A 12,393-nucleotide genomic window follows, 5' to 3' on the forward strand; every position below is an offset into this window, starting at 1 on the left:
GTGCGTCTCAGTACGCGGCCAGCAGCCGCTGGTACTCGGCCCGCGTCACCGGGATGACCGTGCCGTGCCGCGGGCTGGCGGGCAGCCGGTAGTCCGAGGACGGCGTCCACGTGCCCGAGGCGAGGTCGGTGGTCTCGAAGGGGAGGTAGCCCCGGCCGCCGTACTCGTCGATGAACAGGTACCACTTCTCCTCGGTGTTCGACTTGAACACGGTCGGCCCCTCGCCGCGGTCCATCGCGCCCCTGCCGATGCAGTCGGCGACGAGGTCGTACGAGGTGTCCGTCAGGGACGCGGACTTCTCGCCGGTGATGAACTTCGAGCAGGGCGAGCCGGAGGACGGGTCGCGCTCGTCCTTGGTGTACCGGTAGTAGGTGCCGTCGTGCTCGACGACCGTCGAGTCGATGACCGAGTAGCCCGGGTCGTTCCAGACCTTCGGTTCGCTGAAGGTGCGGAAGTCCTTCGTGGTCGCGTACAGCATCCGGTTGTACGTCGAGCCGGTGTGGTCCGGGTCGTCGTCGGCGTACAGCTTGGACGCCCAGAAGACGACGTACGCGTCGAGCGAGTCGTCCCAGTACGCCTCCGGCGCCCAGGTGTTGCCCGCGTTGTCCGGGGAGACCCGCACCAGCCGCTGGTCGGTCCAGTGGACCAGGTCGGTGGACTCCCAGACCATGATCGACTTGCTGCCGTGCCGCTGGACCTCGTCCCAGGTGCCGCTGCTGCCCTGGTACATCCGCAGATCGGTGGCGATCATGTAGAACCTGTCGCCCTCGGGGGAGCGGATCACGAACGGGTCGCGCAGGCCCTTCTCCCCGATGGTGGAGGTCAGGACCGGTCTGCCGCCGTTCAGTTCCCGCCAGTGCAGGGCGTCGTTGCCGCGGCTGAGGGCGTAGCGGATCTGTTCCCCGTCGGCGGTGCCCTCGCCGGTGAAGTAGGCGAAGAGGTAACCGGCGTACTCCGGGGGCTTGGCGGGCTTGCGGACGTGGGCCTGGCTCGCGGGTGCGGCGGCGAACACGGCCAGGAGCAGGGCGAGACACGGGGCCAGGAGGGTGCGGAACGCGAGTCGACGCATGAGGGTTCCTGTGGGTGTCTGGTGGATTCTGTCGGGTGGCGTGCCCTCGGAGTGTCACGAGCGGGAGGCCGTGCGTCAACGGGGCGGCAGGGGCCGAAAGTTTCGGCCGCGGACAGGGGAACGCCCCCGCCGGCCGTCACCGGCGGGGGCGTTCGACGGGCCCGGCGGCCCGGGGCGCTCAGTCGTAGCTGATGTCGGCGCCGGTGAAGTCGCAGGTCTTGCCGTACGGGCCGACCGGGGTGAGCTTCTTGGGCTCCTTTCCGGTGCTGTTGCCCTCGAAGCGGACGCAGGTCTCGATCTTCTTCTTGGCGTCGCCGTGGACGCGGACGTTGCGCAGCGCCGCCGTGTCGCCGTAGTTGGCGTTGACGCCCACGATCGACTTGCCGGGCGCGGTGACGTCCACGTCGTTGATGACGATCGTGCGCTGGTACTGCTTCTTGCAGTTGCCGCAGGAGCGCACCAGCTTGCCGAAGTTCTCGACCCGGAACTTGCTGACGACGAGCTTGCCGGCGCCGTTGAACTGCAGCACCTTGTCGTCGGCGTTCTTCGCGCCGCCTCCGTACACCGTGTACACGGCCGACGGCGAGGTGCCCTTGAAGCTGGCGGCGTCCTCGCCGACGTCCAGCCACCACACGTTCTGCAGCGTGCAGGAGCCCTTGCAGTGGACGCCGTCGGCGGCCGGGGTGCCGATGATCACGTTCTTCAGCGTGGCTCCGTCGGCCAGTTCGAAGACCGGGTCCTGGCCCTCGTCCTGGCCGTCGCCGCCCAGGGCTCCGGTGCCGTAGAACTTCTTCATCTTCCCGTCGTAGGTGCCCGACACCGGGATCGTCGACGAGACGGGCCTGCTTCCGGTGTCCGTGGGCCAGGGGGAGGAGGCGGCACCGGCGGTGGACAGCATCGTCGTGGTGACGATCGCCGCGCCGGTGAGCCCGAAGGCGGAGGCCGCGGCGATCACCGCCCGCCGCCTGGTGACCCGGCGGCGGTGTCGGACGCGCTGTTCGGCTCGTGCAGTCATGCCCATTCCTTGCGTGGGGGAGAGGATCTTTGCGCTTCCTGGTCGCCACGGGTGGGGAAAGGGTTGCCGCCTCTTCAGATCTTTTTCACGAACCGGTGCCGCCGGAGGCGTCGTCGGTGCCGTGCGCCGCGAAGTCGCCCGCGACCGACCGCTGTCCGGAGGCGGCCGTCGCCTTCGCCGTGTACCGGTCGTCCGCGGCGTCCCGGCCGCCGCGTTCGTGGTCGTACTGGCCGGCGAAGACCCACTCGCCCGCCGGGACCGTACGGCCTTCCTTCAGCGTCCACGTGTAGACGAGGAAACCGTCCCGCTCGGCGACCGCGAAGGAGAAGTCGTCCTCCGGCAGGGACCGCCAGGCGCCGGTGGAGGCGACCCCGCCCGTCTGCGCGATCCTCAGCTCGACGGTGAGTGCGGTCAGCGGCTCACGGGTCTTGAGCGTGACGTTGCTCTGCGCCCAGAACTCGTTGCTGTGCGGGTCGACCGAGCCGTCCGACCACAGCGGACCGTCCTGTTCACCGGCGGCCGGCGGCCGGGCGGAGGAGGTGCCGGCCGGAGGCCGGGAGGGCGGTGGTGACTGCGGTCCCCGGGACGCGGGCGAGGTGCGCGGCGACGGATCCGCCGGCGGCGCGGGCGCATGGCTCGCGGTGCCCTCGGGGGACGGCGACGCGGTGGGCGTCGGCGAGGTGGCGACCGAACGCTGCGGGGGCGCGTCCTCCTTCACCGCGGACGCGACCGCGTAGCCGCCGACCGCGAGGACGCCCGCCACCGCGGCCGTCGCCCCGGCCACCCGCGCCCAGCCGAACAGCGGCGGACGCGTCGCCCGGTGGTCGGGCCGCACCTCACCGGCCATGCCGCGTTCGATCCGGGCCAGCATGCGCGCCCGGTCGGGCTCGTGCGCCCCGGCCGCCTCGTGCAGCCGGGCGCGCAGTTCCCCGTGCACGTCCCGCCGCATGGTCATCGGTTCCCTTCCGCGGCCTCGCCGGTGCGCGCGATCGCCGCGCGCACCCGCTGCGGAGCTCCCGATGTGCCGAGCAACCGCTGCAGTTCGGCCATTCCCTTCGACGTCTGGCTCTTCACCGTACCCACCGAGACGCCCAGGGCGAGCGCGGTGTCCTTCTCGGACAGGTCGAACGCGTGCCGCAGCACCACGCAGGCCCGCTTGCGGAACGGCAGTCTGCGCAACGCCTCCTGCACGTCCACCACGCCCGCCACGTCGGGGTTCTCGGTCCTCTCCTCGCGCTGCGACCAGAACAGGGCGATCCGCCGGCGCTCGCGCACCGCGCTGCGTATGCGGGTGCGCGCGAGGTTGGCGACGACACCGCGTGCGTACGCCACCGGATGGTCGGCCGCGCGCACCCGGTCCCAGCGGTGCCACAGCGCCAGCAGCGCGTCCGCCGCCAGGTCGTCGGCGGTGTCCGGCTCACCCGTCAGCAGATGGGCGAGCCGGGACAGTTCGGCGTAGTGGCGCTCGAAGAAGGCGTGGAACTCCACGGAGGCGGCGTCGTCGACGACTGTGCCCACGGGCGGTCTCTCCTCGCAGCGGCTTCCCCGACGTCGAACAGCCGTGCGCCGGGCCGGGACCCGGAACTGTAGCAGCGTCGGACGGTCCGTCGTACGGTGCCTCGAACACCGTATGACGGACCGAACTCGCGGGAGACGTCTAGCTCTTGAGCGCCGCCTCCATCATCGCCTTGGCCACCGGTGCCGCCAGGCCGTTGCCGCTGACCTCCGACCGGGCCGCGTCGGACTGCTCGACCACGACGGCCACCGCGACCTGCTTGTCCGAGGTGTCGGACTTGGCGTACGAGGTGAACCAGGCGTACGGCGTCTTGCTGTTGTTCTCGCCGTGCTGGGCCGTGCCCGTCTTGCCGCCCACCGTCGCCCCCGCGATCTGCGCGTTCGACCCGGTGCCCTCCTCGACCACGGTCCGCATGGCCGACTGGAGCTGCTCGGCCGTGGCGGAGCTGACGATCTGCTTCGTCTCCGCGTCGTCGTCGTAGTCCTGCAGCACGTGGCCGCCGCTGTCGGTGGTCTGCGACACCATGTGGGGCGAGACCAGCTTGCCGCCGTTGGCAAGGGCCGCCGACACCATGGCCATCTGCAGCGGGGTCGCCGTGACGTCGAACTGGCCGATGCCCGTCAGGGCGGTCGACGGCCGGTTCATGTCCTTCGGGTACACGCTCGTGTAGGCCCGCACCGGCACGTCCTGGGTCTCGTCGTTGAAACCGAACTTCTCGGCCGTCGCCCGCACCTTGTCCTGGCCGAGGTCGACGGCCATCTTCGCGAAGACGTTGTTGCACGAGTACTGCAGCGCGGTGCGGATCGTGGCGTTCTCGCAGGGGGCGTTCGGGTTCTCGTTGGTGAGGTTCGTCGTGGTGTCCGGCAGCCGGTACGGGTCCGGGCTGTCGGTCCGCTCGTCCACCGATCCGTACAGCCCGTCCTCCAGGGCGGCGGCCGCCACCACCAGCTTGAACGTGGAGCCAGGCGGCAGCGGCTGGCGCAGCGCGCGGTTGGTGAGCGGCTTGTCCTCGTCCTTCGTCAGCTTCTGCCACGCCTCGCCCGCGGTGTTGGCGTCGGTCAGCGACGACGGGTCGTACGACGGGGTCGACACCACCGCGAGGATCCGGCCCGTCGCCGGGTCGATCGCGACGGCGGCGCCCTTCTTGTCGCCCAGCGCCCCGTACGCCGCCTTCTGTACCTCCGGGTCGATGGTCGTGACCACGTTGCCCGGGTCGGCCCGCTGGTTGGTGACCGTGTCCATGATGGTCTTCAGTTGCGGGTCGGTGCCGTTGAGCAGGTCCTCGTAGATGCCCTCCAGCTGTGTGGGCGCATACGCCTGCGAGGCGTAGCCGGTCACCGCCGCGTACAGCTCGCCGTCGCCGTACGTGCGCTTGTACGCGAGGTCGCCGTTCTCCGTCCGCTCCGAGCCGGTGACCGACCGTCCGGCCACGATGATGTTCCCGAGCGGCTCCGCGTACGTCTCGATCGCGTTGCGCCGGTTGTCCTTGTCGTCCGCGAGTGCCCGACCGTCGTAGAACTGCACCCAGGTGGCCCTGACCAGCAGAGCGAACACCAGGAGCAGCGTGAAGACGGAGGCACGCCTGATCGTCTTGTTCATCCCGCCGACAAGACGAGCGGGCCGGATCGAATCGTTCCCTTCTGGCCCGGTCCCGCCGGATTTCTCATCGTCCGTTCATGAAACCGGCCTCGTAGGCCCGCACGACCGCCTGGGTGCGGTCCCGGCTGCCGGTCTTCGCCAGCACGGACGCCACATGGGTCTTCACCGTGGCGGGACCCACTCCCATGCTCCGGGCGATCTCCGCGTTGGTCAGCCCGGTCGCCATCAGCCGCAGCACCTCGCCCTCGCGTCCCGTGAGCCGCGCCACCCAGGCCGGTGGCGCCGGGTTGGCCCGTGCGTGCTCGGCCGCGAGAGCCCGTACGGCCGACGGGAACAGCAGCGTGTCGCTGTGCGCCACCAGCCGCACGGCCCGTACGAGCGTGTCGGCGTCGGCCCGTTTGAGCAGGAATCCGGCGGCACCGGCGCGCAGGGCGTCGTAGACGTAGGAGTCGTTCTCGAAGGTGGTCACGACGACGATCCGGGGCGGTTCGGGGAGCACGGCGAGGATCTGCTCGGTGGCACGGATGCCGTCGGTCCCGGGCATGCGGACGTCCATCAGGGCGACGTCGGGCCGCGCCTCGCGCACCACGGAGACGGCCTCGGCCCCCGTCGCCGCCTCGCCGACGACCTCCAGGTCCGGTTCGGCGGAGAGGATCGCGCGCAGGGCGGTGCGCACCATGCGCTCGTCGTCGGCGAGGACGATCCTGATCGGCGGGCGGGTCATACGGATCCCTTCAGCGGCAGTCGTACGTGCAGGCACCAGGTCCCCCCGGCCGCGCCCGCCCGGGCCGCTCCGCCCAGCAGCCGGGCCCGGTCGGCGATGCCGCGCAGGCCGTGGCCGCCGCCGGGACGCGGAGCGCCGGCCTCGCCCAGGGGGTTCTCGACCGTGATCCGCAGGTGGTCGTCCGCCACGTCGATGGTCACGGCCACCGTGACCCGGTCGCCGGCGTGCCTGAGCGCGTTGCTCAGCCCCTCCTGCACGATGCGATACGCCTCGCGGGAGATCAGCGGCGGGACCGACGCGGGGTCGGCGGTGACGGCGGCCCGCACCCGCAGCCCGCCCGCGCGGGTGCGGCGCAGCAGGCCGTCGAGGTCGTCGGCGAGCGTCGGCGCGGGTGCGGTGCCCGGGGCGTCGCCGTCCCGCAGCACCCCGAGGACGGCGTCCAGCTCGCCGACGGTGCGCCGGCTGGTGTCCTCGATCGCGGCGAGGGCCTCGCGGACGAACTCGCGGTCGCTGTCCAGGAGCCGGCGCGCCGCGCTCGCCTGGAGCATGACCGCGCTCAGGGCGTGGCCGACGGAGTCGTGCAGCTCGCGCGCCAGCCGGTTGCGCACGGCGAGGTCGGCGGCCCGCGCCTCGGCCGCCGCGACCCGCTCCTCGGGAGAGGGGCCGAGCAGCGCGGGCGCCCAGCGCGCCAGCAGCACACCGCAGCCGGCGGCGCACCCGGCGAGCCCGACGAGCATCGCGACGCCCGCCACCGGCGCCAGCGGGAGCGCCCAGCTCTGCTCGAAGACCGCGGGCAGCCCGAGCCGGCTGTCGCGCAGCCCCTCGAAGACGGGCAGCACGATCAGCACCGTCGCGAACGGCGGCACCGCGAGCGACATCCCCGCGACGATCCCGCCGAACCCGAGGTGCAGCGTGAACCAGGCCGCCGTACGTCCCTTCTCACCCTTCGTCCGCGCGGGCCCGTAGGCCAGCAGGTCCTCCTCCACCCCGCACAGCCAGCGCACCACCCCCGCCTCCAGCGGCCGGGTCGGAGGGAACAGCGAGGTGACGGCGGCCAGCGGCAGCCCGACGGCGAAGGAGGCGAACTGTACGGCGACCGAGCCGAAGAGGTTCGTGGCGCCCAGGGCGGGACCGACGGCGACCGAGCCGACCAGGACGTACGGCATGGCGAGCGCGCCGCCGAGGATCAGGTGGACCCACCGCAGGCGCGCCCGCCGGCCGAACAGCAGCCGGGCGAACGCGGTCACGGCCGTTTCGGGGCGGTGGCCGACCGCCTGGCGAGGAAGCCCGCGCCGACGGCGGCGAGGAGGAGGCCGACGATCATCTGGCCAGCGTAGGTGAGCAGCATCAGCTGTGTCGGCCGGTCGGCGGGATCGTCCGTCCCCGTCAGCGAGACGAGGAGCATCCACCCGCCCCAGCAGGCCACCGCGCCCGAGCCGACCCAGGTCAGAGCAAGGGGCACCGCCACCGGCAGGACGCGCCCCCGGCGGAAGGCGAGCAGCAGGCCCCCGGCGACGGCCACGGCGAGGAAGGCGGCGTACAGGCCCTCCAGCACGTGGAAGTCACTGGTGCGGTCCGCGGCGTGGGCCGCGCCGAGCCCCGCCGTACCGCCGCACGCCCACGACAGCCGCACGGCGAGCGGGAACAGCGCGAGGACGGCCGCCGCCACGGCGGTGACCTGCCGGCCCCGCCCGACGACGGAGGCCGGCAGGTCCCACACCCGCCCGCGCCACAGATGGCCCCAGCGGTCCCGGGCGTAGAGCACGAACAGCGCCCCGAGGGCGAGCCCCTGCACGATGAACCCGCCGTAGACGACCCCGAACACCCACTCGTGCAGGAAGGGCTCACGCCGCGGGCCGGAGGCCGTCGCGACGTCGCCGACGAACACCCGCACGAGCAGCTGCAGCGGATACCCGGCCATGATCGGCGCGAGCAGCCCGGTGGCGGTCCACACCGGGAACGCCAGTAGCCAGGGCGGCACCCTGAGGCCCCACGGCCGGGTCAGCACCAGCGCCAGCACGATCACGCAGCTGTCCAGCAGGACGGAGAGCCCGTTGGCGACGGCCATGGCCACCCGGTGGTCCAGCAGCGGACTGCCGTCGGGGATCCCGACGTGACTCCCCGCGATCCAGGCGGCCTTGAGGCCCAGGTACGGCAGGCACGAGACGACGGCGGCCGCCCGCAGCAGCCGCCGGGAACGGGACGGACCGGCCGGGACGACCGCCGGGGCGGCGGGAGCGAGTGACTGCGTCATGGCCCCACGCTCCTGCGCGAGCGGGCCCGGCCACCTCCTGCGCACGGGCGATCCCGCTCCGCCGCACGGGGGAGGACCGCCTCACCCCGCCAGGTGCAGCACGACCTCGTCGATCTCCTCGCCCCGGGCCTCGGCGAACCCCCTGGCCCGGGCGGACGGCCGGAAGCCGCACTTCTCCAGCACGCGCAGCGACCCGGCGTTGTCCGCCGCCGCCCGCGCGTACAGCGGCCGCTCCGGCACCTCCGCCAGCAGGGCCCGCAGCGCGGCCGTCGCCACACCCCGGCCCCAGTACGCCCGGTCGACCCAGTACGTCACCTCGCGCTCGCCCGGCTCCCCGTACACCGCCGCGCTGCCGATGACGTCACCGTCGCCGAGGATCGTGCGCACCACGTCGTCCGAGGCCCGCAGCCGCTTCCAGTGGGCCTCGAAGGCGTCCCGGTCGGCCGGGTCCGCGGGGGTGAAGGCCGCCATGCGCAGGGCCTCCGGGTCGTTCAACTGCCGGTAGAAGACGGGCAGGTCGCTGTCGTGGACCGGGCGCAGTGCGATGTGCATGCTGCAGAGACTAGTCAGAGCCTGCGGGTGGCCAGGGTCAGCCGGTCGCGCGCGTCGAACAGCGCGTCCTTCACCATCTGCTCGTGGGCGGGCGTCAGCCGCGCCACCGGCACCGAGCAGCTGATCGCGTCCCGCGCGGGTGTGCGGTACGGGATCGCCACGCCGAAGCAGCGCAGCCCCAGCGTGTTCTCCTCGCGGTCCACGGCGAAGCCCTGCTCCCGCACCTGGTGCAGCTCCTCGATGAGCTTCTCCCGGTCGGTGATGGTGTTCTCGGTGAGCGCGGGCAGCGTCTCGGGCAGCATCTTGCGGACCTGCTCGTCGGTGTACGTGCTCAGCAGTGCCTTGCCCAGCGAGGTCGAGTGGGCGGGCAGCCGGCGGCCGACCCGGGTGAACGGGCGCAGGTAGTGCTGCGACTGGCGGGTGGCCAGGTAGACGACGTTCGTGCCGTCGAGGCGGGCGAGGTGGATCGTCTCCGTCGTGTCGTCCGAGAGGCGGTCGAGTGTCGGCCGGGCCGCCGCCACGACCTCGTCCCCGTCGATGTACGACGTGCCGACCAGCAGCGCCCGTACGCCGATGCCGTAGCGCGTGCCCGTCGCGTCCGTCTCCACCCAGCCCAGCTCGACCAGGGTGCGCAGCAGCATGTAGAGGCTGGACTTGGGGTAGCCGACGGCCTCCTGGACCGACGCGAGGGAGTGCATACCGGGGCGTCCGGCGAAGTACTCCAGCAGTTCCACGGTCCGCACCGCGGACTTGACCTGCGCTCCGCCGCCTGTCTCGCCTGCCGACATCGCCCTTGACCCCTTCGTTGGACGGGAAATAGTCTCCACGCGTATTCACCCATAGAGACAGCGTTCAGTATATCGAACGTCCCTAGATCTGGAGGGACCCGCGGTGGCAGCAGCACCAGTCTGGAGTGTCGACCCCCGTACCGGGAAGCAGCGTGAACAGGTTGCGGTGGAGGCCACGGCCCAGGAGGTGGACGCCGCCGTCCGCGCCGCGCACGCCGCCCGGGACGCCCTCGCCGACCGCACGGTCCGCGCGGCCTTCCTGCGCACGGCCGCCGACGAGCTGAAGGCGGCGGAGGCCACGCTCGTCGAGGCGGCCGACGCCGAGACCGCGCTCGGCCCGGTCCGCCTCACCGGCGAACTCGCCCGCACCTGCTACCAGCTGCGGGCCTTCGCCGACATCGTCGACGAGGGCGCCTTCCTCGACGTCGTCATCAACCACCCCGACGACACGGCGACCCCGCCCGTCCCGGACCTGCGCCGCTACAAGGTGCCGCTCGGCGTCGTCGCCGTCTACTCGGCCTCCAACTTCCCCTTCGCCTTCTCCGTGCCCGGCGGCGACACCGCCAGTGCCCTCGCGGCCGGCTGCCCGGTCGTGGTCAAGGCCCACCCCGACCACCCGGCCCTGTCCGAGCTGGTCGCCAAGGTGCTGCGCAGGGCCGCCGCCCGCCACGGCATCCCGGAGGGCGTCCTCGGCCTGGTCCACGGCTTCGAGGCGGGCATCGAGCTGATCAAGCACCCGCTGGTCGCGGCGGCCGGCTTCACCGGTTCGGTGCGCGGCGGCCGCGCGCTCTTCGACGCGGCGGCGGCCCGCCCGGTGCCGATCCCCTTCCACGGCGAGCTGGGCTCGCTGAACCCGGTCGTGGTCACGGAGGCGGCCGCCACCGAGCGGGCGGAGGCCATCGGCGCCGGGCTCGCCGGGTCGATGACGCTGGGCGTCGGCCAGTTCTGCGTGAAGCCGGGGCTCGTCCTCGTGCCGTCGGGCGCGGCGGGCGACGGCCTGGTCAAGTCCCTCGCCGACGCCGTCGGCGACACCGACGCCGGGGTCCTGCTCGACCACCGGATGCGGGACAACTTCGTCGCCGGGGTCGCCGAGCGCGCGGCGCTGCCCGACGTGGAGGCCCCGGTCACGCCGGGCGCCGGCGGCGAGCACACCGTCAGCGCCGGGTTCCTGACCGTGCCGGCGAGCCGGCTGGCCGCCGAGGGGGAGCACGACCTGCTGCTGGAGGAGTGCTTCGGGCCGGTCACCGTGGTGGCCCGCTACGAGGACGAGACCGAGGTGCGGGGCGTGCTGTCCCGGCTGCCGGGCAACCTCACGGCGACCGTGCAGCTCTCCGCCGAGGAGGCCGCCGGCCAGGGGCGCGGCGCGGAACTGCTCGCCGAGGTGACGCCGCTCGCGGGGCGCGTCCTGGTGAACGGCTGGCCGACGGGGGTGGCGGTGGCTCCGGCCCAGCACCACGGCGGGCCCTACCCCGCGACGACGTCGACGTCCACCTCGGTGGGCGGCACGGCGATCGAGCGGTGGCTGCGGCCGGTCGCCTACCAGGGGACGCCCGAGGCGCTGCTGCCGCCCGAGCTGCGGGACGACAATCCGCTGGGGCTGCCCCGCCGGTTCAACGGGGTGCTGGAGCGGTAGCGCCGTGGGGGCGCGGAAATCCGGTGCGCCCTGAGGTTTCCCACCCCTCCCTGAGAAGATCGGTTCATGGACGTCGAACTTCCCGAACTGCCCTTCCCGCTCCGGCCCTACGGGCCCGACGGCAACTGGTCCTACGAGGACGGCGTCCTCACCGGACGGGCCGGGCCCCGGCAGGACCGGTTCGTGCCGCCTGCCGGGGAGGCGCTGGAGTCCGCCTCCGACGCGCCCCGCCTGCTCGGCGCGCCCGAGGGCGACTTCCAGCTGATCGCCCGCGTCACCGTCGGCTTCGAGGCCGCCTTCGACGCCGGGGTCCTCTACGTCCACGTCGGCGAGCGGGCCTGGGCCAAGCTGTGCCTGGAGTACTCCCCGGACGTGCCCACCGTCTGCACGGTGGTCACCCGGGGGCACTCCGACGACGCCAACTCCTTCACGGTGGACGGAGATTCGATCTGGCTGCGGATCACCCGCACCGGCCGCGCGCTGGCCTTCCACGCCTCCCACGACGGCGAGCGGTGGACCTTCGTCCGCGTGTTCACCCTGGGCGACGAGAAGGAGACGGGCGCGGCCCTGGTCGGGTTCATGACCCAGTCGCCGGCCGGGGAGGGCTGCGCCGTCACGTTCGACCGCATCGCGTTCCGGCCGGGCGGACCGGCGGACCTGCGCGACGGCAGCTGAGCGGAACCGGGCGGCCGGTGCCCGCGTCCTCCCCCGCATGATCAACGAACGTGGGACCGGACCCCTGGTGATCCGCACCGCCCTGCCCGCCGAGGCGGAGACCGTCGCCGCGCTGCACCTGCGAGCCCGGGCGACGTACTACCCGGACGGGCTCCCCGACGACGGCATCGACTGGGCCGCCGCCTGGCGCACCGCCGTCGAACGGCCCGACGGGCACGTCCTGTGCGCCGTCGAACGGGGAAGCGTCGTCGGCATCGCCTCCTTCCGCGTCCCGGAGGGCGCCCCGGCGGACACGGTCAAGCTGTTCCAGTTCCACGTCGACCCCGGCCACTGGCGCTCCGGCATCGGCACCGCCCTGCACGCGGCCTGCGTCGAGCAGTGGCGGGCCGACGACCGGCGGACGGCCGTCCTCGACGTGCACGCCGGCAACCGGCGCGCCCAGGCGTTCTACGCCCGCCTGGGCTGGGTGCCGGACCCGGAGCATCCGCCCGCCGAGGACGACCACCACCTGTACCTGCGCTTCGGCGTGCCGGGGGAATGAGACCCGCAGCTTGAACGTTCACGTACC

At 72.9% G+C, this 12,393-nt stretch carries 12 protein-coding genes and 1 pseudogene; 3 read left to right on the forward strand and 10 right to left on the reverse strand.

Features of this window, described 5'->3' with window-relative positions; translation table 11 throughout:
• Positions 1–10: 10 nt before the first annotated feature.
• The 10 genes and pseudogenes from H0H10_RS17380 to H0H10_RS17425 form a co-directional block, all read right to left on the reverse strand.
• Positions 11–1,069: pseudogene (locus tag H0H10_RS17380) on the reverse strand (glycoside hydrolase family 43 protein); the annotation flags it as partial.
• Between the two features lie 178 nt (positions 1,070–1,247).
• The gene (locus tag H0H10_RS17385; protein ID WP_188181896.1) at positions 1,248–2,084 is read right to left on the reverse strand and encodes a pectate lyase; all 837 of its coding nucleotides are present in this window, start codon (positions 2,082–2,084) and stop codon (positions 1,248–1,250) included.
• A gap of 85 nt (positions 2,085–2,169) precedes the next feature.
• On the reverse strand, positions 2,170–3,039 hold the full coding sequence (locus H0H10_RS17390; RefSeq protein ID WP_188181897.1) for a hypothetical protein: 870 nt from the start codon (positions 3,037–3,039) through the stop codon (positions 2,170–2,172).
• A complete protein-coding gene (locus H0H10_RS17395) occupies positions 3,036–3,602 on the reverse strand; it encodes a SigE family RNA polymerase sigma factor (protein ID WP_188181898.1) in 567 nt (188 codons plus the stop codon). The genes H0H10_RS17390 and H0H10_RS17395 overlap by 4 nt, the downstream gene beginning before the upstream one ends.
• Before the next feature lie 139 nt (positions 3,603–3,741).
• Entirely contained in the window at positions 3,742–5,199 is a 1,458-nt protein-coding gene (locus H0H10_RS17400; protein WP_188181899.1) for a peptidoglycan D,D-transpeptidase FtsI family protein, read from the reverse strand.
• Positions 5,200–5,263: 64 nt separating this feature from the next.
• Positions 5,264–5,923 (reverse strand): response regulator transcription factor, encoded by a 660-nt coding sequence (locus H0H10_RS17405; protein WP_188181900.1) that lies wholly within the window; start codon positions 5,921–5,923, stop codon positions 5,264–5,266.
• Positions 5,920–7,170, reverse strand: a complete 1,251-nt coding sequence (locus H0H10_RS17410) for a sensor histidine kinase (protein WP_188181901.1) — start codon at positions 7,168–7,170, stop codon at positions 5,920–5,922. The genes H0H10_RS17405 and H0H10_RS17410 overlap by 4 nt, the downstream gene beginning before the upstream one ends.
• Positions 7,167–8,177 (reverse strand): hypothetical protein, encoded by a 1,011-nt coding sequence (locus H0H10_RS17415; protein ID WP_188181902.1) that lies wholly within the window; start codon positions 8,175–8,177, stop codon positions 7,167–7,169. The genes H0H10_RS17410 and H0H10_RS17415 overlap by 4 nt, the downstream gene beginning before the upstream one ends.
• 81 nt (positions 8,178–8,258) lie before the next feature.
• A complete protein-coding gene (locus H0H10_RS17420; protein ID WP_188181903.1) occupies positions 8,259–8,729 on the reverse strand; it encodes a GNAT family N-acetyltransferase in 471 nt (156 codons plus the stop codon).
• Positions 8,730–8,743: 14 nt separating this feature from the next.
• Positions 8,744–9,517 (reverse strand): IclR family transcriptional regulator, encoded by a 774-nt coding sequence (locus H0H10_RS17425; protein WP_004002235.1) that lies wholly within the window; start codon positions 9,515–9,517, stop codon positions 8,744–8,746.
• A gap of 103 nt (positions 9,518–9,620) precedes the next feature.
• Between H0H10_RS17425 and H0H10_RS17430 the strand changes: the two genes are divergently transcribed.
• The 3 genes from H0H10_RS17430 to H0H10_RS17440 all read left to right on the forward strand — a co-directional run bounded on the left by H0H10_RS17430 (position 9,621) and on the right by H0H10_RS17440 (position 12,366).
• Positions 9,621–11,150, forward strand: a complete 1,530-nt coding sequence (locus tag H0H10_RS17430; RefSeq protein WP_188181904.1) for an aldehyde dehydrogenase (NADP(+)) — start codon at positions 9,621–9,623, stop codon at positions 11,148–11,150.
• Positions 11,151–11,216: 66 nt separating this feature from the next.
• Entirely contained in the window at positions 11,217–11,825 is a 609-nt protein-coding gene (locus tag H0H10_RS17435) for a DUF1349 domain-containing protein (protein WP_188181905.1), read from the forward strand.
• Positions 11,826–11,862: 37 nt separating this feature from the next.
• A complete protein-coding gene (locus H0H10_RS17440; RefSeq protein WP_188181906.1) occupies positions 11,863–12,366 on the forward strand; it encodes a GNAT family N-acetyltransferase in 504 nt (167 codons plus the stop codon).
• Positions 12,367–12,393: the final 27 nt, after the last annotated feature.

This window comes from Streptomyces griseicoloratus (assembly GCF_014534645.1).
Taxonomy (GTDB): domain Bacteria; phylum Actinomycetota; class Actinomycetes; order Streptomycetales; family Streptomycetaceae; genus Streptomyces; species Streptomyces griseicoloratus.